Here is a 20,044-nt window from a genome sequence, read left to right on the forward strand (position 1 = left end):
GAATTGAATAACGCTCTCAGTTAGCCATTCGTGCTTTCAAAGATTTTGTCTGCCGATGCAGCAACAAAGCCCGGGTAGAGTTCACCATTTTCCATCGAGTAACGTTTAGCAAATTCGTAAAAGCCCCCCGGAATGGTTTCAGAGCCTTCAGTAAAGTTAACCGATACTTTATCTGCCATAGTTGAAGATTGCTCCAGCAACACTTCTGGTGAGCCCTTTACTTCACCACCTGACTCATTAATCACAAAGCCAGCCTGACGCAGGTGATCATTCACTTGCTTCACTTCATCATGCTGATTGAGCTGATTCACACTGACCGTGAAGTGATTCGCACCGTAGCCATGTGCAGCAAGCCAGGAAGCGTACTCACTCTCTTTCGCTAGTGTCTGATAATCGGCAAAACTCAGATCCCACAAACGGCCGCCATGCAAAAATGCGCTACCCGCGAGTTTATCTGCATCCACCTGCTCAACCAGCTTCGCCACAATCGCTTGCAGCTCCGCAGAGCACTCTTCTACCTTGAGCTCACTAATGAACACTTTAGGCTGTTTTGGATCTGGGTGCTCGTAGTGCTTGGCAACCAGTTTCTTGCTCTCAAACAGATAATCACCACATGCCTTGTAGCCTATCGCCAGAAACGGCTTCGCCAGCGTCTCAATACCAAGAGGCTCGACATTGAAGGTGCGCAGAGCAATATGGTCATTGATTAACGGCTCATCTTCTTGAAGAAGTTGATGAACTTTTGCAGCAGAAGGACAAAGACGTTGAATGTAGTCTTGCCACAGTGATTCAAATAACACATCAGGGGTCATAACGGCTCCTTGTTACGAGATGTAGGGTAAGTGAGTTGCCTGCCAACGCTGATTAATACTCCATCCGTTAACCTGCGCTGGCAAACTGAGCCACAATTCATCGTTGTGGCTCTGTCATTGAAATTAAAGTGTTACACCAGGGCTCAGTGTTGCAGGTAACAAGGTTTCGTCACCTTCCATTGAAGCCATCGGGTAAGCACAGTAGTCTGCGGCGTAGAATGCGCTTGGGCGAAGGTTACCCGATGCGCCAGGGCCACCAAATGGTGCGTCACCACTTGCACCTGTCAGCTGACGGTTGCGGTTTACAATACCCGCACGGATATGGTCAACAAAGTAATCCCATTCCTGGTCGTCTGTTGAAACCAGACCCGCAGACAGGCCGAAGCGCGTGTCATTTGCCAGTTCCACTGCTTTTTCCAGGCCTTCGTAACGCACTACCTGCAGTAACGGACCAAAGTACTCTTCATCTGGCAGATCAGCGATATTGGTTACATCGATGATACCCGGAGTAACAAACGCCGCTTCACCCGCTTTCGCCAGAATCAGGCTCTCGCCGCCCAGTGACTGAAGGTTTGCCTGTGCATCGAGAATGAATTTCGCCGCTGCAACAGAAATTTGTGGACCCATAAACGGCGCAGGCTCAGCAAATGGCTGATCAACGCGGATATTATTTGTTGCTTCTACCAGCTTAGTGATTAATGCATCGCCTTTCTCACCAAGCGGCACATACAGACGACGCGCACACGTACAACGTTGGCCTGCACTGATGAATGCGGATTGAATGATGGTGTAGACCGTTGCGTCTATATCACCGTAGTTATCAGAGATAACCATCGGGTTGTTGCCGCCCATTTCCAGCGCCAGCATTTTGCCAGGTTGACCTGCGAACTGGCGGTGCAGAATATGACCTGTGTTTGCGCTACCGGTAAACAGCACACCGTCAATGCCCTTCGCGTCAGCCAGAGCGATACCTGTCTCTTTCGCACCTTGAACCAGGTTCAGCACACCTTTAGGCAGACCAGCTTCTTCCCATAGTTTCATCGCTATTTCGCCAGTCCACGGCGTCTGCTCCGATGGTTTGAATACCACGGTATTACCCGCCAATAGTGCAGGAACAATGTGACCGTTAGGTAAGTGACCAGGGAAGTTGTACGGCCCAAATACTGCCATTACACCCAGAGGTCGGTGACGAAGAACAATTTGGTTACCTGCGGCTTCACGTGTCGCTTCACCGGTACGTTCATGGTAGGCGCGAATTGAAATTGCGATTTTACCTGCCATTGCTGCCGCTTCAGTGCGGGTTTCCCAGATAGGCTTACCCGTCTCTTTGGCGATCACTTCAGCAATCTTTTCGCTATTTTCTTTTACCTTTTCCGCAAACGCCAGAACGATAGCTTCACGTTCTGAAAATGGAAGGTTTTTCCAATCTACAAAAGCAACGCGGGCAGCAGCAACTGCCTGGTTAACTTGCTCAGCTGTTGCGCCTTTACCGTGCCAAATCACTTCCAGGTTGTACGGAGACAGAGATGTGAACTCTTCACCCTGACCTTCTACCCATTCACCTGCAATCCAATGTGTCATTGTTACTATCCTTAAATTCTGTTCTCAGTTACTGCGGTAGAAGGCGAACAAAGTCTCCTTCCTCTACCAAGAGTGCATCGGCAAGTTCCGGTGCAAGTACAACCGTTTTTGTTTCAGCGTCATACGCTGCTTTTGCTGCTGCGGCACGGAAGTTTTCGAACGATGAATTGCACATCAGGAAATCTTGCGTGCTGTTATGTGCCGCGACTTTTACTCGTGCACGGAATGAATGTCGCACAGACTCAATATTACGCAGGTCACATTCTACCGTTGGGCCTGCATCAAAAATGTCGACATAGCCGCGGTTGGTGAAGCCTTCGCGTTCCAGTAATTTGAGTGCCGGGCGCGTATTGTCATGCACCTGACCAATCACTGCTTGCGCTTCCGGGCTCAGTAAGTTGATGTAGATCGGCAGCTTAGGCATCAAATCTGCGATAAAACCTTTCTTGCCTATACCCGTCAGGTAATCAGCCAGAGTGAAATCAATCGAGAAGAAGTGCTCCTGCAGCCACTGCCAGAATGGCGAATTTCCTTCTGCATCTGAGACACCACGCATCTCGGCAAAAATGGTTTGCGAGAAACGCTCTGGATGCTCAGCCATCATTAAGAAACGGCACTTAGACATTAGACGGCCGTTCAGACCCTGGCGGAATTTCTCACGCAAGAAAAGAGTACAGATTTCGCTGTTACCCGTGTAGTTGTTACCGAATGTCAGCAACTTCACTACGTTGTTTACACCTAACTTAGGTGACGAGTGAACCACTTTACTGATGTGGTAAGAGTAGAAAGGTACATCCCAGCCTATTGAGGCTTCAACTCCGGTAGTGCCTGCAACTTCACCCGTTTCAGAGTCAAAGCCGACCATCAGGTAGCCTTCATCACCCGGCTCGGTAACGTCCGGCTTGCCAAAGCTGTACTCTGAATGTTTGATTCGATTGGTTAACAGTTCTTCGTTAACCGGTAGAGATGTAAATCCGTGACCAGACTCAACCGCACAAGTATGCAGTGAATCATAATCCGACATCGCGATAGGGCGAACTACTAGCATCAATACTCCCTCCAGATGCAAGAAAATCCTAACTAACCTTACCCAGGACAAGAAAGTCGAAATAGCCCAGACTCTCATACAGTTACTCAAATCTATGAGTCAGTACTGCAATTTCAGATGTACAACAAGGCAAAATCACATCTCAATAGCGAGTCTATTGCGGTGACTTTAACGCAGTTAGACGCTAAAAGCGCTGTTGCGACTGACTTTAATTATCCCGAACTGAGGTTATGTAAATTGTAGGAAAAATCCCCCGTCAGAGGTTCTTGACGGGGGTAAATATGTTGAGGTTTATTCGGTTGTATCGCTTAAACCAGAGTAGCGATCGCTTTATCCAGTTTCGCCAAACCTTCTTCAATTTCTTGTGGTGTAATAACCAGTGACGGAGTGAAACGTACTACGTTTGCACCCGCGATCAGCACTAGCAGGCCTTCTTTACCAGCGGCAACCAGTACATCACGTGCGCGACCTTGCCACTCGTCATTCAGAGCCGCACCCAGTAACAGACCTTTACCACGTACTTCAGCGAAGATGTTGTATTTTGCGTTGATCGCTTCCAGACCTTCACGGAACATTGCTTCACGCTCAAGAACGCCAGCCAATGTTTCAGGCTTAGTGACTTCGTTAACTACAGCTTCTGCTACTGCACATGCCAGCGGATTTCCGCCGTATGTTGAACCGTGAGTACCAACTTTCAAATGCTCAGCCAGTTTTGCTGTCGTCAGCATTGCTCCAATTGGGAAGCCGCCACCAAGCGATTTAGCAGTGCTCAGGATATCCGGAGTGATACCTAGACCTTGGTATGCGTAGAAGTGACCTGTACGGCCGTTACCTGTCTGAACTTCATCGAAAATCAGCAGTGCGTTGTGCTTATCACAAAGTTCACGTACTGCTTGAGCGAATTCTGGTGTCGGAGGCACGATACCGCCTTCACCTTGCAGTGGCTCCATCATAACGGCACATGTGCGGTCTGAGATATGCGCTTGCAGCGCTTCAATATCGTTGTATGGAAGGTGAGTTACATCACCAGGCTTAGGACCGAAGCCATCAGAATAAGCTTCTTGGCCACCAACCGTTACAGTAAAGAACGTACGACCGTGGAAACCTTGTTTGAATGCGATGATTTCTGATTTTTCAGGACCAAATACATCAGCAGCGTAACGGCGAGCCAGTTTCAAAGCAGCTTCGTTTGCTTCTGCACCAGAGTTAGAGAAGAAAACACGCTCAGCAAAACTCAACTCTGTCAGTGTCTTAGCCAGGCGAAGTGCCGGCTCGTTAGTCATCACGTTACTCAGGTGCCAAAGCTTATTACCCTGTTCAGTCAACGCCTCAACCATCGCTGGGTGACAATGACCCAGACAGCTCACCGCAATACCACCAGCAAAGTCGATGTATTCATTGTCCTGCTGATCCCAGATGCGTGAACCTTTACCTTTCACAGGGATCATTTCCATCGGGTTATAACAAGGTACCATTACCTCATCAAATAAACCGCGCTCTACTTTAATTTCCGTTGTCATCGCACTTTCCTTCTTAATACTGCATGCCTCGTAGATAAGCGAACTTAATCGGGTTCCCTTAACCAGCAAATAATGTTTTGCATTTAAGCTATCTCGGCATTGTATTTACATTCAATTAACCATTTCAATAGTGATTTGTTCTTTTTACTTTGGAACGAAACCACCAGTAGTCACCACTCATGATTATTTATGCATGAAGAAACAAAAATAGCGAAGATTTTTTTTATTAAAGCTAGTTAATACAGAGGCTAGGAGAAAAAAAGCGGTATGAATAAACAGAGACAGAATAGTGAAACGCATAGTTTTGCAATCCACTACAACTGACCAAAAGATGAATTATTTGTTAAGAAAAGTGATCGAGATCAGATCATTTTACGCTCAAGAAAGTTCGCGAGAAGCTCATGACCTTGTTCTGTCTTGATTGATTCAGGGTGAAATTGCACCGCATCAATCGGTAAGGTTTTGTGCTGATAACCCATAATTTCATCCATACTGCCATCCGGTAGCTCTGTCCATGCGGTCAATTCAAACACACTTGGCAACGTGCCATTTTTCACCACAAGAGAGTGGTAGCGGGTTACCGTAAGAGGGTTATTAAGGTTTTTAAACACGCTGCGCCCATTATGACGAATTGGTGAGGTTTTGCCATGCATCACTTGCCGCGCACGGACTACCTGACCTCCGAAGACCTGTGCAATGGCCTGATGCCCCAGACAGACCCCAAGTATCGGCAGTTTACCTGCAAAGTGCTTTATTGCCTGTAAAGAGATTCCCGCTTCATTCGGCGTACAAGGACCAGGCGAGATCACTAGGTGGGTCGGATTAAGTGCCTCAATACCCGCAATGTCGGTTTCATCATTGCGTACTACCTTAACCTCTGCGCCAAGCTCGCAAAAATACTGATACAAGTTATAGGTAAAAGAGTCATAGTTATCGATGATCAACAACATAAGATATCGGTTGCTCCAGTCCGTTTGGCAATACTGCTCAAGATTATTGACGGCGACATTTTGCAACAGCAGTTAAGAAAGGCAAGTGTTTACTTAATAAAAAGCCCTTCGCGTAGATACTCAAAGGTGGGATAGCCAACAAGGCAATAATCGGGCAGAAAGAAAAAAGCCCCAAATTGTTGGGGCTTTCTGAAAGGCTTGGTGCTGATGTTGGTTATGGACGGGTAACAAAACCCACAGCTTCATAAGCTTTCTTAAGTGTTACTGCAGCGCGAGCCGATGCTTTCTCTGCACCCTGCTTCATCACTTCATTCATATATGCACGATCAGCACGGATACGATGGTACTCTCCCTGAATTGGTTCAAGCATCGCCACAACCGCTTCGCCCACATCTTTCTTGAACGGGCCGTACATTTCAACGCCTTTGTATTTCGCTTCGATCTCTTCAAAGCTCATACCTGTCGCCGCAGAGTAAAGACCCATCAGGTTCGCAATACCCGCTTTGTTCTCGATATCATGACGGATGCTAGGTGGTGTTTCCGTATCCGTTTGCGCCTTGTTGATCTTCTTGATGATCGATTTTGGCTCTTCGAGCAGAGTGATTACGTTCTTACGGTTGTCGTCCGACTTCGACATTTTCTTAGTCGCATCCTGAAGGCTCATTACACGCGCGTTCACCGTTGGAATGTATGGCTCTGGAACCGTGAAAATTGGGCTTTCCGGCGAGTAGATATTGTTGAAACGTGTTGCGATGTCACGAGCCAGCTCCAGATGTTGCTTCTGGTCGCTGCCTACCGGTACCTGATGCGCACCATAAAGCAGGATATCAGCCGCCATCAGCACTGGGTAATCAAACAAGCCGACGTTTACGTCGTTTGCGTAACGCGCTGATTTGTCTTTAAACTGAGTCATACGGCTCAGCTCGCCCATTTGCGTGTAACAGTTAAGAAGCCAACCAAGTTGAGCATGCTCTGGTACGTGTGACTGAACAAATAGCGTGCTCTTCTTCGGGTCAACACCCACCGCCAGACATATCGCCAGTGCATCTAAGGTCGCTTCATGCAGTGCTTTCGGGTCCTGACGAACCGTCACCGCATGAAGGTCTACTACACAGTATTGGCAATCATAATCGTCTTGCATCTGGTGCCATTGACGTAGAGCACCCAAGTAGTTACCGATACTTAGTTCACCTGATGGTTGAACACCACTCAATACAATGGGTTTGCTCATTAGAATGATTCCTTTGACTTCTTAATCTAATTAAATGAAAAAACCGTGCAGTTTCAAAGCACGGTTAGCTCAGTGTACTCATTAACAAGTAATTTGGAAGAATTTTTGTCGTCGCTATGCAGAAACGGCGACTATCTCCAACAATTCCGACAACTTGTCAGCAACAAAGTCAGGGTTAGACGCTGCAATAGGCTCACCGTGGTTATAGCCGTAGGTCAAACCGAAAGAAGCACAGCCAGCGTTTTTCGCAGCAAGAATGTCATTTTTAGAATCCCCGACCATAAGCATGTCACCTGGCTGGATCTGATGCTTGTTCATCAACCAGTTCAGTGCGACCGGGTTTGGCTTTTTCTCAGGGAAAGCATCGCCTCCCAGTACATCCACAAAATATTTTGCAATACCGTGCTGCTCTAAAATGTGCGGTACAAATTTTGACGGCTTGTTAGTCACAATTGCCATCGAAAAGCCCGACTGGTGTAGCTCTTCCAGGGTCTCTTTTACCGTTGGGTAAAGGTGGCTCAGTTTATGACCGCTTTGTTCGTAGAAATCATCAAACAATACTCGTGCTTCTGCGCGAACCTTGTCAGTCAGATCAGGGTTGATTGTCAGACTCTGGCTTAACGAGCGGCCAATCAGCACGTCGGCACCGTTACCCACGTAATCACGCACTTGCTCTTCCGTTACTGATGGAAAACCTAATGCCCGAACAGCCTGATCCGCTGCAACGGCCAAATCCGGTACGCTGTCGAGCAGAGTGCCATCCAAATCAAACACGATGAATTTTCTAGATTGTTGAGTCATAACTTCCCTACAGATAAAAATAACAAAGGATGGTTGCCCATCCTGAGTATTGGTCATTGTTGCTGACCTTTAATTAAGTAATTGTTTATACGCTATTTGACGGCCAGTCGCTGACGAACCGCTTCAAACAGGCAGATGCCCGACGCCACCGATACATTCAGGCTTGATACGCTGCCTGCCATCGGGATTTTAATCAAGTCATCACAGGTCTCACGCGTTAAGCGGCGCATACCATCGCCTTCTGCACCCATCACAATCGCAAGCGGACCAGTCAGTTTCGCCTGGTAAATATCGTGAGTAGCTTCGCCAGCGGTACCGACAAACCAGATCCCCTGCTCTTGCAAGGTACGCATAGTACGTGCAAGGTTGGTGACGCGAATTAGTGGTACAACTTCGGCAGCGCCACAGGCAACCTTACTTACGGTCGCATTCATCGGAGCTGAACGATCTTTTGGAACGATAATCGCCGCCACACCTGCCGCATCCGCATTACGCAGGCAAGCACCCAGGTTATGCGGATCGGTAACCCCGTCAAGTACGAGTAGCAACGGTGTTTCATGTTGCGCCAGAATCGCATCGATGTCGTTTTCATTCAGTTGTTTCGCCGCTTTTACGCGTGCAATGATGCCCTGATGATTCGCACCATTCGCTTTGTCATCCAGGGTTTTACGTGTCATTTGCTGAATAGACACACCACATACCTGTAAGTCATTCAGGATTGGCATTAAGCGGTCATCCTGGCGTCCTTTTAATACGTATGCTTCGATAAAACGCTCTGGTTCACGTTCCAATACCGCTTTGACGGCATGAATACCGTAAATAAATTCGTTACTCATTATTTAACCTGTTGTTCTGGTTATACCTATCTGGATAAATTTCTCAGACAGGTATCTATGCCTTTCCAATCTGACGGTGATCAGATTCGCGCTTCAGCCTACTGTTCGTCTTGTTTAGAGCGCTTAGTTTTCTTTGGCTTACTGTGAGGCTTTTTCTTACTGGCTTTTCTCACCTTAGGCTTCTTCTGACCTTCAGTGTCACCATTTTTAGCACCGCGCTTAGCGCCATCACGCTTACTTGCGGCAGCACTGCCTTCCGGACGTTTGGTTGGCTCAATCGCAGGTACCGCACGTTTGGCACCATTTTCCTGAGATGCCCCACGCGATGCGGTGCGTTTTTTCTCTTTGGCTTTGCGTTTTGCTTCTGCCGCACGTTTCTTCGCGGTCTTACCTTCGCCGCGTAGCTTACGACTTGTTTCAACCAATTCAAAGTCAATTTGCTTGTCATTTAGGTTAACAGCCAGCACTTTTACTTTTACCGCATCGCCCAAACGATAGATGTTACCGAAGCTCTCTCCGATAAGTCGTTGACCAATAGGATCAAACTGATAGTAATCATTGGCCAGGGTCGAAATGTGCACCAGACCGTCGATATGCAGATCGGTTAAGCGGACAAAGAAGCCAAAACTGGTCACGTTGGCAATCACACCATCCAGCTCTGCACCCACATGGTCTTGCATGTACTCACATTTTAACCAGTCTGCTACGTCACGGGTTGCATCATCGGCCCGGCGTTCTGTCATTGAACACTGTTCACCGTAGAAGTCCATGTCATCAAACGAGTAGTGATAACCACCAGTTGGAGTCCAGCGATCTTGATTACGACCTTCATGTTTCGCAATCAAATACTTGATTGCACGGTGCAGCAACAAATCAGGGTAACGACGAATTGGCGAGGTAAAGTGCGCGTATCGCTGCAGTGCCAGACCGAAGTGACCCGCATTGTCAGCGTTGTACACCGCCTGCTTCATCGAACGCAGCAGCATAGTCTGAATCAGCTCCTGATCCGGGCGATCGCCAACCTGACTCATTAGATGTGCATAATCCGTTGGAGAAGGTTCAAGACCACCACCAAGCTCAAGCCCCAGTTCAGCAAGGAAATCTCGGAAGCCCATCAAGCGCTCTTCACCCGGAGTCTCGTGGATACGGTACAGAGCAGGCTCTTTGGCTTTTTCCACCAGCGATGCCGACGCAACGTTGGCCATAATCATGCACTCTTCAATAAGCTTGTGGGCATCATTGCGCTCCAGCGGCTCAATGCTTTCAATCTTACGCTCGGCATTAAAGATAAATTTCGTTTCAACGGTTTCGAATTCAATCGCACCACGCTGGTCACGGGCGCTTTTCAAAACCTTATACATACGGTGAAGCTCTTCAAGATGCGAAACCAGCTCTTTGTAGCGTTCACGCAGCTCTTCATCACCTTCCAGAATATGATGTACTTTGGTGTACGTCAGACGGGCATGTGAATTCATCACCGCTTCGTAGTGCTTGTAACCGGTAAGCTTACCCGTTTCGGAGATGGTCATCTCACAAACCATACACAAGCGATCCACTTGCGGGTTAAGGGAACAGAGACCGTTAGAGAGCACTTCTGGCAGCATAGGTACTACCTGAGACGGGAAGTAGACCGAGTTACCGCGGTTAATTGCCTCTTTATCCAGAGCTGAATCCGGACGGACGTAATAACTGACGTCCGCGATGGCTACCCACAAACGCCAGCCACCACTTTTCTTCTTCTCACAGAAAACCGCGTCATCAAAATCTCGCGCATCTTCACCATCGATTGTCACCAATGGCAGCTCACGTAAATCAACACGCCCGACTTTTGCTTCTTCCGGAACTTCTTCACCTAAATCAGCGATCTGCTTATCGACTTCTTCCGGCCATTCATGCGGAATCTGATGGGTACGAATCGCAATTTGAGTTTCCATGCCTGGCGCCATATTTTCACCAAGTACTTCAACCACTTTACCCATCATACCGCGCGAACGAGAGCCACGGTCGGTAATTTCAATCACCACAACGTTACCCATACGGGCTCCAGCTTTGTGCTCATTCGGGATCAGAATATCTTGGCTGATACGAGAATCGTCCGGCACGACATACGAGTAGCCATATTCAAGAAAAAAGCGACCAACGATTTGATCATTACGTTCTTCAAGCACGCGCACTAAACGACCTTCCCGGCGACCACGCTTACTGTTGTCAGTCGGCTGAACCAACACGTAATCACCATGAATAATGTTCTTCATCTGGTGGTGTGGTAATACAATGTCATTATCCTTGCCAACACTGCCGTCTGGGCGCACCCAACCGTGGCCATCTTTGTGGCCAATTACGTATCCTTTCACCATTTCGAGCTTTTCAGGCAACGCGTAGCACTGACGGCGGGTAAATACCAACTGGCCATCACGCTCCATAGCACGTAAACGACGACGCAACCCTTCGTATTGCTCTTCGCCCTCTAGCTTCAGCGCTTCGAATAAGTCATTGCGATTCATTGGAACACCGGCCTGAGTTAAGAACTCGAGGATGAACTCGCGGCTTGGAATTGGATTTTCGTAATTTTGGGATTCACGATCTGCGAATGGATCGTTTGGAATATTGTCTGACATAGGCACGCCTATCTAGCAAGGAAGGTATAGAGCTAGTATATCCGAGTCTCCCGATAACCTACAGAAATGCTTTGAAAAAAAGAAAGAATGCTCCGAGTTCGGCACCAACGGGAAAAATATTTTATGCCCGCTCTAATAAGATCAAAAGTTCAGAGTTGTCCCTGAGTAATTCATCGATCGTGCAGTAATCCAATTCGGCGAGAAACGCGCTTTTGGCTTTAGCCAACTTCTCTTTTAGCCGGCAGGCAGGAGTGATATGACAAAAGTCAGTGCTGCAGTTCACCAAATCTAACGGCTCCAGATCGCGGACGACACCACCAACCGATATCTCTGAGGCTGGCCTCATCAGCCGGATACCTCCGTTTTTCCCCCGCACAGTCTGTACATAACCCAACTGTCCTAAACGATTGATCACCTTCACCATATGGTTACGTGACACACCAAATAAATCAGTTACTTCCGTAATGTTAGTCAGTTCATCTTTTGGCAATGAAGCCAGATAGATAAGGGTTCTCAGTGCGTAATCGGTGAAGCTGGTTAACTGCATATTGCTATCCTCTATGATAGGAAAAGTGTAAGTCTTTTCTTGATCGAAAGATACATTTGAGATACAACTTTAAACATGCATTATAAATACAACTTAAATTAGGAAGCGCCATGCTCAGCAATCAAACCATAGAAATCGTAAAAGCAACCGCACCGCTTATCGCCCAAACAGGACCAAAACTGACCGAGCACTTTTATGACCGCATGTTTGCCCACAACCCCGAGCTGAAAGATATTTTCAATATGAGTAACCAGCGTAACGGTGACCAGCGTGAAGCGCTGTTTAACGCCATCTGCGCTTATGCAGCGAATATTGAGAACTTGCCCGCTCTACTTGGTGCAGTAGAGAAGATTGCACACAAACACACCAGTTTTTTAATCACAGCAGACCAATATCAAATTGTCGGCACACACCTACTGGCGACCATTGATGAGTTGTTCAGTCCTGGTCAGGAGGTGCTGGATGCGTGGGGAGAAGCTTATAGCGTGCTGGCCAACGTATTTATTCAAAAAGAAGAGCAAATTTATCAGGCCAATGAAGATGCCAAAGGCGGCTGGCGAGGTCTGCGCGAGTTTGAATTAGTAGCCAAGCATCCGGAGAGTGAGCACATTTGTAGTTTTGTATTTAAACCAACTGATGGTCAATACGTAGCAGCCCATAAACCCGGGCAATATGTGGGCATTTACATCAACAGCGATACGTTTGATAACCAAGAAATCCGCCAATACAGCCTTTCTTCAGCAGCTCAGGAAAACACTTACCGCATCTCCGTCAAACGTGAACAAGATGGCAAAATATCCAACTATCTGCATGATAAGCTGAGCATAGGTGATACAGTAAAACTGACCGCTCCGGCAGGTGATTTCTTTATGGACATCGAGCCTGACACTCCTGTCGTGCTGATCTCTGCCGGTGTTGGATTTACACCCACTCTATCTATGCTGGAAAGCTTGACCACGCATAACGCACCAGTGACCTGGGTACATGCAACAGAAAATGGTCCGCAACATGCTTTCAAACAGCATGTAAACCAACTTGTCAGTCAACACGACAATATGAATGCGTTCGTCTGGTATAACCAACCGACAGCCGAAGACAAATTTGGAGAGGACTACCACTTCACAGGATTCGTTGAACTGAAAGAAATTGAAATGTTACTCAAACAAAGTCATGTTCAGATTTACTTCTGCGGCCCAGCCGGATTTATGCAGTATGTATCTAATCAACTGCTCAAGATGGGCGTTCCGCAAGAACAGTTCCATTACGAATGCTTTGGGCCACATAAAATCATTTAAGACTAAAACCATCCCTGCTAAATACAACAAAGCCCACCAAATGTGGGCTTTGTTGTATGAAGTTACTTTGTCGCTATTCTACCAGAAGGTCTCGCGCCGCTTAGCTCGAGCGATAATGTTTTGTGGCATACGCTGTTCGAGACCATTACGTAAAATGGCAATGCGTTTATGCTGTCTTGTATCAGCGGTGACTGAGTTATATAACCAGCGGTAGGCATCTTCATAATCAAGCGGGCTGCCGTAATCACGCAGCAGTAACTCCGCTAGGTGAATACGCGCATTCAGGTTACCCATGGATGCAGCTTCTCGCAAGTATGGTATCGCACGTTCTTTATCTTGCTGAACCAGCGTACCAAGAGAGTAGTAACGTCCTATTTGCTCAAGTGCGGCAGGTAAGCCTTGGTGTGCTGCATTCTCCATATAGTACAGACCGAGCTCTACGTCCTGCTCGACACAAACACCCCAGGCCAGCATGTCACCATAAAGGAACTCATACGCAGGCAGGCTAATTCGCGTCGCGCGCGCAACAATGTCTTCTACCAGTTGGCAGTTGTCAGCGCGTACACGCTGCAGATGCTTATTCTGCTCAATAAGCGTTATCAGTTCTGCTTCGGTATAGATTGGAACCGGCGCTCCGATATCCGCGGTACTCGCGTTTGTTGCATTCGTCGCCAGCATCAATAACAGTGAAGCAGCCACTGTCCGTAACTTCATAAACTTTCTCTTCAAGGTATCTGAAAAACAAAAGATCGCTGATGGATCTGCTCTGCTTGATAAGAGTATCGGCAAGACCCTGCTAATCTTTAGACAATTCTTGCCTCTTACCTCAGGCTCAGCGGCAACAGATTGCCACAGTGAGAAGCTCATTCCACAACTGCTATTTTTCATTAGATACAAAAAAGCCGACCTTAAATCGGTCGGCTTTCATAAAAATATCTAGCGAATATTCATTAAGATTCGAATGGGTGAACCTTGATGATAGTTTCGTTACGATCTGGACCAGTTGAGATGATATCGACTGGCACACCAGTTAGCTCTTCAATACGCTTGATGTAGTCTAGAGCCGCTTTAGGTAGAGCGTCCAGTGTCTTAGCACCAAATGTGTTCTCAGACCAACCTGGCATAGTTTCGTAGATTGGCGTTGCTTTTTCGAATGCTTCAGCAGCCATTGGAGACACTTCCATTACAGAACCATCTTCCATCTTGTAACCAGTACAGATTTTTAGCTCTTCTAGGCCATCTAGTACGTCTAGTTTGGTTAGACAGAAACCAGATACTGAGTTGATTTGAATTGCGCGACGCATTGCAACAGCATCGAACCAACCTGTACGGCGCAGACGACCAGTCGTTGCACCAAACTCATGGCCAACAGTACCAAGGTGTTTACCAACTGGGTCTTGCTTGTCTAAACCGTCGTATAGTTCAGTCGGGAATGGACCAGCACCTACACGAGTACAGTATGCTTTCGCGATCCCCAGAATGTAACCGATGTGACGAGGACCGAAACCAGAACCTGCAGCAACACCACCAGCAGTCGTGTTAGAAGACGTTACGTACGGGTAAGTACCATGGTCGATATCCAGTAGCGTACCTTGAGCACCTTCGAACATAATCTTGTCGCCGCGCTTACGTGCTGCGTCTAGTTCGTCAGTTACGTCGATAACCATTGAAGTCAGTAGCTCAGCGTAGCCTTTTGCTTCTTCAAGTACTGCTTCGTAGCTTACAGGCTCAGCTTTGTAGAAGTTCACTAGCTGGAAGTTATGGAATTCCATTACTTCTTTTAGTTTCTCAGCGAATGCTTCCATATCGAATAGATCGCCAACGCGCAGACCGCGACGAGCAACTTTATCTTCGTATGCTGGACCGATACCACGACCTGTTGTACCGATAGCTTTTTTACCGCGAGCGATTTCGCGAGTTGGTCCATTGCAACGTGGTAAGGAAGAATCAGAGGACATGCTTCAGAAATGAAAAGACGCTCGCGTACAGGAATACCACGCTCTTCAAGAGGTTTCATTTCTTTAAGTAGCGCTTCAGGTGATAGTACTACACCATTACCGATAACACATTTTACGTTATCGCGAAGGATACCTGATGGAATTAAGTGAAGAACGGTTTTTTCACCGTCAATTACGAGAGTGTGACCTGCATTGTGACCGCCCTGGTAGCGTACCACGTACTTTGCATCTTCAGTTAAAAGGTCTACGATTTTACCTTTACCTTCGTCACCCCATTGGGTGCCTAGAACGACTACGTTATTTCCCATCTTTCCAAGTCTGATAGCTAGTTAAAAATGGATTCTAGCACCAAATCACAGTTCTTGCAGTCATTTTTTGTTCACAGACTAACAGGCTCAGAGTAATCGTACATTTAGAAATCAGCATATCACTGATATTATTTGGCTTTAAGAATTAAACTAGGAAAGGTTATGTCTGAGTCTATATGGCTAGCGATAGGGCTTGTTTTGATTGTTGAAGGCATCGGTCCGCTAATCGCCCCAAATGGCTGGCGTGCGATGGTTTCCCAGTTGAGCGAGCAGCCAGATAATCAGCTACGCCGGATTGGTGGATGCCTGGTCGTTGCGGGAATAGTGATCACTATCATGATGAGTTAATAATACCAATGCCTGTAATTTAATGATCAGAAAGTTACGCAGGAAAAATCGCTTAGAGCAAGGCAGAATTTGCAGTAACTAGTGGTTCTAATTGCAAAAATCCTAACGTAGCTATCAGCGATTTTAACCAGCAAGAATGATTAGATAATTACTGGAATTGGTATAACACCGTTTCAGAACTACAGATACAAAAAAGGCTCCTGACGGAGCCTTTTTAATTACTGGTGTGATTACTACTCAGCTTTTACGCCTTTCGCGTTATTCATGTACTGGAAGAAGTCACTCTTCGGATCCAGAACAAGAATATCGTTCTTAGAGCTGAACGATTTTTCGTATGCTCTCAGTGAACGCAGGAAGCTGAAGAATTCAGGATCCTTGTTGTAAGCATTGGCGTAAATCTTCGCCGCTTCTGCATCCGCTTGACCTCGCGTTACACGCGCTGTTTTGTCTGCTTCAGCCAGAATTGTCGCCACTTCCAGTTCAGCCTGAGCACGGATAACTTCCGCTTTCTCACGACCTTGAGAACGGTGCTTACGAGCTACCGACTCACGCTCTGCACGCATACGACGGTAGATAGATTCACTAATCTCATCTGGCAGGTTGATTTTCTTCATACGGAAATCAACCACACGCACACCTAAGTCTTTCATCGCGCTTTCACGTGTGTCTCTCAACACGTTAGACATGATTAGGTCGCGCTCACCATCAATCTCTAATGCTTCACGCGCTGCTTCTGTGGTCACTTCCTCACTGCTTGCGTCTTCTGGTAACACGTCGTTGTTTCGTGGACCAGAAACGATTTGCTTGATTTCACGAGCACCGATTTCAGAACGAAGCACGTCGGTCACTTTACGCTCAAGAAGCGCTTCTGCCGTCAGTGCATTACCGCCACCTGTTGCCAGGTAATAACGCCCAAAGTCTTCAATACGCCACTTTACGTAGGTATCAATGATGACATCTTTTTTCTCAGACGTTACAAAACGGTCAGCTCGGCCATCCATTGTTTGGATACGTGCATCCAGTGTTTTTACGCGATCAAACAGTGGCATTTTGAAATGCAGACCAGGCTCGTAAATACGAGTGATATCGTTATTGTCTTTCAGAACACGACCAAATCGAACCACGATACCGCGCTCACCTTCAGGAATCACAAACAGAGACATCAGCAACAATGCCAGTGCAATTACCAGTACAGGGATCATTAACTTACGCATTCTTAGTATCTCCCTTGACGTGAACCAGTTGAACGAGACTGCGGGTTCGAGGTGTCTTCTTGTTGTGTACGATCAGATTCAAGTTCAATCTGGTCGTAGGCTGACGAAGATCTCGACTTACGTTTAGTGTCAGTTTGACCTTCCTGACCCGCTAACTTATCAATTGGCAGGTAAAGCAGGTTGCCGCTTGATTCAGAGTCAATCAGCACTTTAGATGTGCTTGTGTAAACCTCTTCCATCGCGTCGATGTACAGACGGTCACGGGTTACGCCCGGAGCTGCCTGATATTCTGGTAGTAACTGTTCAAACTGCGCTACCTGACCAAGAGCTTCGTTAGTTACACGTTCGTTGTAACCTTGCGCCTCTTTCTTCAAACGCTCAGCACGGCCTGTTGCTTTCGGCAGAATCTCGTTTTTGTATGCTTCTGCTTCACGGATGAAACGCTCTTCATCCTCACGTGCTGCAATAGCATCATCAAACGCATCTTTAACCTGCTCTGGCGGACGTGCGGACTGGAAGTTTACGTCAACAAGTACAAGTCCCATATCATAACTATCGATGATTTGGTTCAGTGTTTCTTGGGTAGTCTGACGAATTTGCTGACGACCACTGGTCAGGATACTATCCATCAGCGAGTCACCAATGACAGCGCGAAGAGCAGAATCCGTCGCCTGGCGCAAGCTATCGTCCGCATTAGTTACACGATACAGGTATTTGTACGGGTCAGTAACACGGTACTGAACATCCATTCCCACCGTTACAACGTTTTCATCTTTAGTCAGCATTAGACCAGATGCACGAAGTGAACGGATCGCCTGTACGTTAACTGCCTCATATTCATCAATAAAGCGAGGACGCCAGTTCAGACCCGGCTCTACGATACGATCGTATTTACCTAAACGTAATACAACCCCACGCTCTGCTTCACCGATGGTGTAAAAACCAGCAAAGAACCAAACTGCAACAGCAATCAGTGCAATGACACCAAAGCCAATTGCGCTGCCGCCACCGCCGATAGAGGAACCACCGCCACCACCTTTTTTACCAAACTTGCCACCCAGCTTTTGACTCAGTTTACTGAACACTTCATCTAAATCTGGCGGACCCTGATCTCGGCCACCAGGACGCTGGCCACCACGATTATTATTACCCCAAGGGTCGTTATCGCGGCCATCATTGCCGTTGTTATTTCCAGGCTCATTCCACGCCATTAGAAAGCTCCATCATTTGATATGACGTTATACTGTAGCAGTCCTTTAAGTGACTATAAAGCCAGTCAAAACTGCCCCTTCTCTTTTTTCAAGTCTAGACCAATCTACTTGCTGCATTCGAACATCGATCAACAAGTTACCTTCCTGGTCATATTCTTCACTTTGAATACACTTCATTTGGAAGAATGTACTACGGAACCGTCCTTGATACTGTGGAGGAATACACAGCTTATGCTCAACCATCTGAGACGCAAGACGTTCAGTCAGCGCTTCAAACAGGAGGTCGATGCCTATTCCTTCCATTGCAGATACCCAGACCGCGCGAGGTACGCCTTCCTCGTCACGCTCTATGCGAGGCTTCTGCGATTCTAGATTGTCAATTTTGTTCATAACGACGAGACTTGGCACTTCGTGCGCGTCAATCTCTTCTAATACTTCATGAACAGCTTGAATATTCTCACGAAAACGCTCATCACTGGCATCAACAACATGTAACAAAATGTCAGCTTCTTGCGTTTCTTGCAAGGTTGCCTTAAAGGCAGCGACCAGATCGTGAGGTAAATGTCGAATAAAACCAACCGTGTCGGCAAGTATCGCAGGCCCTACATCGGCTAACTCAATCTTACGTAATGTAGGATCCAAAGTTGCAAATAATTGGTCTGCGGCATAGACACCCGCTTCGGTTATGCGGTTAAACAGTGTCGACTTACCCGCGTTGGTGTAGCCCACGAGAGAAATCGTTGGGATTTCTGCTCTATTTCGGGCGCGACGCCCTTGTTCACGCTGCTTGGCCACTTTTTCTAAGCGGCGCAGAATGGCTTTGATTCTATCACGCAATAAACGACGGTCAGTTTCTAACTGGGTTTCACCCGGACCGCGTAAACCTATACCACCTTTCTGCCTTTCCAGGTGCGTCCAACCACGAATCAAACGAGTAGAGATATGACGAAGCTGAGCCAGCTCTACCTGTAGCTTACCTTCATGTGTTCGCGCTCGTTGAGCAAAGATATCGAGGATAAGACCAGTGCGGTCGAGAACTCGACATTTGCACAGTGCTTCGAGGTTACGTTCTTGGGCAGGAGAGAGGGAGTGATTAAAGATCACAATTTCAGCACCAGTTAATTGTACCGTAGTAGCAATTTCCTGTGCCTTGCCCTCTCCGACATAGTATTTCGGGTGCGGGGATTGACGACTACCAGTTACCACTTGTAGCGTCTCTACCCCAGCGGAAGATACCAGCATTTCGAATTCAGCCAGATCTTCCCACTCACCTTCTTGCGTGAAGTTGATATGAACAAGTACGGCTCGCTCACCGGATTCATAACGGTCAAACAAGCAATCAACTCCTTACTTTAAAATATTCGATAAAAAATTAATCTTCTGATTTTTCTTGTGGACGATCACCTTGGCTACGTTCACCGCTGTGGTGGCTCACTGGACGAGCCGGCACAACTGTTGAAATCGCGTGCTTGTACACCATCTGGTTAACTGTGTTTTTCAAAAGGATCACGAACTGATCAAATGATTCAATCTGACCTTGTAGTTTGATACCGTTCACAAGGTAGATAGATACCGGAATACGCTCACGACGTAGCGCATTTAGAAATGGGTCCTGTAGAGATTGCCCCTTAGCCATTTTTATTTTCCTTATTTAATATTTGTAGTTGTAATTATTTAGCTAGTGGTGCAATGCAAAATATACTGCTTTTGCATCTGAGCTAAACGAATCAAAATGCACTCTGAGTAATTAGCAGAATAGTATAAAA

The 20,044-nt window shown here is 47.0% G+C and carries 17 protein-coding genes and 1 pseudogene; 2 read left to right on the forward strand and 16 right to left on the reverse strand.

Annotated elements, in window-relative coordinates:
* Nucleotides 1-20 precede the first annotated feature (20 nt).
* From KHN79_RS12720 to nsrR, 10 genes are all read right to left on the reverse strand, one after another.
* On the reverse strand, nt 21-812 hold the full coding sequence (locus KHN79_RS12720; protein ID WP_182011635.1) for a DUF1338 domain-containing protein: 792 nt from the start codon (nt 810-812) through the stop codon (nt 21-23).
* A 123-nt stretch (nt 813-935) separates the two neighbouring features.
* Complete coding sequence (astD, locus tag KHN79_RS12725) at nt 936-2,393, reverse strand: succinylglutamate-semialdehyde dehydrogenase (RefSeq protein WP_182011634.1); 1,458 nt, start codon at nt 2,391-2,393, stop codon at nt 936-938.
* Between the two features lie 28 nt (nt 2,394-2,421).
* On the reverse strand, nt 2,422-3,441 hold the full coding sequence (astA, locus tag KHN79_RS12730) for an arginine N-succinyltransferase (RefSeq protein ID WP_182011633.1): 1,020 nt from the start codon (nt 3,439-3,441) through the stop codon (nt 2,422-2,424).
* Between the two features lie 308 nt (nt 3,442-3,749).
* Nucleotides 3,750-4,961, reverse strand: a complete 1,212-nt coding sequence (locus KHN79_RS12735) for an aspartate aminotransferase family protein (RefSeq protein WP_182011632.1) — start codon at nt 4,959-4,961, stop codon at nt 3,750-3,752.
* Nucleotides 4,962-5,323: 362 nt separating this feature from the next.
* Entirely contained in the window at nt 5,324-5,911 is a 588-nt protein-coding gene (locus KHN79_RS12740) for an aminodeoxychorismate/anthranilate synthase component II (RefSeq protein ID WP_182011631.1), read from the reverse strand.
* Between the two features lie 214 nt (nt 5,912-6,125).
* Nucleotides 6,126-7,142 carry a tryptophan--tRNA ligase gene (gene trpS / locus KHN79_RS12745; RefSeq protein ID WP_182011630.1) on the reverse strand — a complete coding sequence of 339 codons (1,017 nt, stop codon included), beginning with the start codon at nt 7,140-7,142 and terminating at the stop codon, nt 6,126-6,128.
* 114 nt (nt 7,143-7,256) lie between these two features.
* Entirely contained in the window at nt 7,257-7,943 is a 687-nt protein-coding gene (locus KHN79_RS12750) for a phosphoglycolate phosphatase (protein ID WP_182011629.1), read from the reverse strand.
* 92 nt (nt 7,944-8,035) lie between these two features.
* Nucleotides 8,036-8,779: a 23S rRNA (guanosine(2251)-2'-O)-methyltransferase RlmB gene (gene rlmB / locus KHN79_RS12755; RefSeq protein ID WP_182011628.1), complete on the reverse strand. Its 744-nt coding sequence runs from the start codon at nt 8,777-8,779 to the stop codon at nt 8,036-8,038.
* 98 nt (nt 8,780-8,877) lie between these two features.
* A complete protein-coding gene (gene rnr / locus KHN79_RS12760) occupies nt 8,878-11,397 on the reverse strand; it encodes a ribonuclease R (protein WP_182011627.1) in 2,520 nt (839 codons plus the stop codon).
* A 121-nt stretch (nt 11,398-11,518) separates the two neighbouring features.
* Nucleotides 11,519-11,944, reverse strand: a complete 426-nt coding sequence (nsrR, locus tag KHN79_RS12765) for a nitric oxide-sensing transcriptional repressor NsrR (protein WP_182011626.1) — start codon at nt 11,942-11,944, stop codon at nt 11,519-11,521.
* A 110-nt stretch (nt 11,945-12,054) separates the two neighbouring features.
* Here nsrR and hmpA point away from each other — a divergent pair, with 110 nt between their 5' ends.
* On the forward strand, nt 12,055-13,239 hold the full coding sequence (gene hmpA, locus KHN79_RS12770) for an NO-inducible flavohemoprotein (protein ID WP_182011625.1): 1,185 nt from the start codon (nt 12,055-12,057) through the stop codon (nt 13,237-13,239).
* A gap of 78 nt (nt 13,240-13,317) precedes the next feature.
* Here hmpA and KHN79_RS12775 read toward each other — a convergent pair whose 3' ends face one another.
* Together KHN79_RS12775 and KHN79_RS12780 are read right to left on the reverse strand one after the other, a co-directional pair.
* Complete coding sequence (locus KHN79_RS12775) at nt 13,318-13,953, reverse strand: tetratricopeptide repeat protein (RefSeq protein ID WP_182011624.1); 636 nt, start codon at nt 13,951-13,953, stop codon at nt 13,318-13,320.
* Between the two features lie 236 nt (nt 13,954-14,189).
* A pseudogene (locus tag KHN79_RS12780) lies at nt 14,190-15,505 on the reverse strand (adenylosuccinate synthase).
* Between the two features lie 162 nt (nt 15,506-15,667).
* On the opposite strand from KHN79_RS12780, the gene KHN79_RS12785 reads away from it, so the two are divergent.
* On the forward strand, nt 15,668-15,853 hold the full coding sequence (locus KHN79_RS12785; protein WP_182011623.1) for a DUF2065 domain-containing protein: 186 nt from the start codon (nt 15,668-15,670) through the stop codon (nt 15,851-15,853).
* A gap of 233 nt (nt 15,854-16,086) precedes the next feature.
* On the opposite strand, the gene hflC is transcribed toward KHN79_RS12785, so the two are convergent.
* Genes hflC through hfq form a run of 4 tightly spaced genes read right to left on the reverse strand, consistent with a single transcriptional unit; the run spans nt 16,087 to nt 19,914 of the window.
* Nucleotides 16,087-17,067 carry a protease modulator HflC gene (gene hflC / locus KHN79_RS12790; protein ID WP_182011622.1) on the reverse strand — a complete coding sequence of 327 codons (981 nt, stop codon included), beginning with the start codon at nt 17,065-17,067 and terminating at the stop codon, nt 16,087-16,089.
* Between the two features lie 2 nt (nt 17,068-17,069).
* Complete coding sequence (gene hflK, locus KHN79_RS12795; RefSeq protein WP_182011621.1) at nt 17,070-18,278, reverse strand: FtsH protease activity modulator HflK; 1,209 nt, start codon at nt 18,276-18,278, stop codon at nt 17,070-17,072.
* A 45-nt stretch (nt 18,279-18,323) separates the two neighbouring features.
* Entirely contained in the window at nt 18,324-19,613 is a 1,290-nt protein-coding gene (gene hflX / locus KHN79_RS12800) for a ribosome rescue GTPase HflX (protein WP_182011620.1), read from the reverse strand.
* Nucleotides 19,614-19,650: 37 nt separating this feature from the next.
* Nucleotides 19,651-19,914 carry an RNA chaperone Hfq gene (gene hfq / locus KHN79_RS12805; RefSeq protein ID WP_182011619.1) on the reverse strand — a complete coding sequence of 88 codons (264 nt, stop codon included), beginning with the start codon at nt 19,912-19,914 and terminating at the stop codon, nt 19,651-19,653.
* Nucleotides 19,915-20,044: the final 130 nt, after the last annotated feature.

The sequence above is a fragment of the Vibrio sp. B1FLJ16 genome, assembly GCF_905175385.1.
Taxonomy (GTDB): Bacteria; Pseudomonadota; Gammaproteobacteria; order Enterobacterales; family Vibrionaceae; genus Vibrio.

Coding starts and splice junctions, on each gene's coding strand:
- rnr (WP_182011627.1), bottom strand. CDS start 11,397: ATGTCAGACAATATTCCAAACGATCCATTCGCAGATCGTGAATCCCAA.
- hflK (WP_182011621.1), bottom strand. CDS start 18,278: ATGGCGTGGAATGAGCCTGGAAATAACAACGGCAATGATGGCCGCGAT.
- hflC (WP_182011622.1), bottom strand. CDS start 17,067: ATGCGTAAGTTAATGATCCCTGTACTGGTAATTGCACTGGCATTGTTG.
- KHN79_RS12720 (WP_182011635.1), bottom strand. CDS start 812: ATGACCCCTGATGTGTTATTTGAATCACTGTGGCAAGACTACATTCAA.
- astA (WP_182011633.1), bottom strand. CDS start 3,441: ATGCTAGTAGTTCGCCCTATCGCGATGTCGGATTATGATTCACTGCAT.
- KHN79_RS12785 (WP_182011623.1), top strand. CDS start 15,668: ATGTCTGAGTCTATATGGCTAGCGATAGGGCTTGTTTTGATTGTTGAA.
- hmpA (WP_182011625.1), top strand. CDS start 12,055: ATGCTCAGCAATCAAACCATAGAAATCGTAAAAGCAACCGCACCGCTT.
- hfq (WP_182011619.1), bottom strand. CDS start 19,914: ATGGCTAAGGGGCAATCTCTACAGGACCCATTTCTAAATGCGCTACGT.
- KHN79_RS12775 (WP_182011624.1), bottom strand. CDS start 13,953: ATGAAGTTACGGACAGTGGCTGCTTCACTGTTATTGATGCTGGCGACG.
- nsrR (WP_182011626.1), bottom strand. CDS start 11,944: ATGCAGTTAACCAGCTTCACCGATTACGCACTGAGAACCCTTATCTAT.
- KHN79_RS12740 (WP_182011631.1), bottom strand. CDS start 5,911: ATGTTGTTGATCATCGATAACTATGACTCTTTTACCTATAACTTGTAT.
- astD (WP_182011634.1), bottom strand. CDS start 2,393: ATGACACATTGGATTGCAGGTGAATGGGTAGAAGGTCAGGGTGAAGAG.
- trpS (WP_182011630.1), bottom strand. CDS start 7,142: ATGAGCAAACCCATTGTATTGAGTGGTGTTCAACCATCAGGTGAACTA.
- KHN79_RS12735 (WP_182011632.1), bottom strand. CDS start 4,961: ATGACAACGGAAATTAAAGTAGAGCGCGGTTTATTTGATGAGGTAATG.
- KHN79_RS12750 (WP_182011629.1), bottom strand. CDS start 7,943: ATGACTCAACAATCTAGAAAATTCATCGTGTTTGATTTGGATGGCACT.
- rlmB (WP_182011628.1), bottom strand. CDS start 8,779: ATGAGTAACGAATTTATTTACGGTATTCATGCCGTCAAAGCGGTATTG.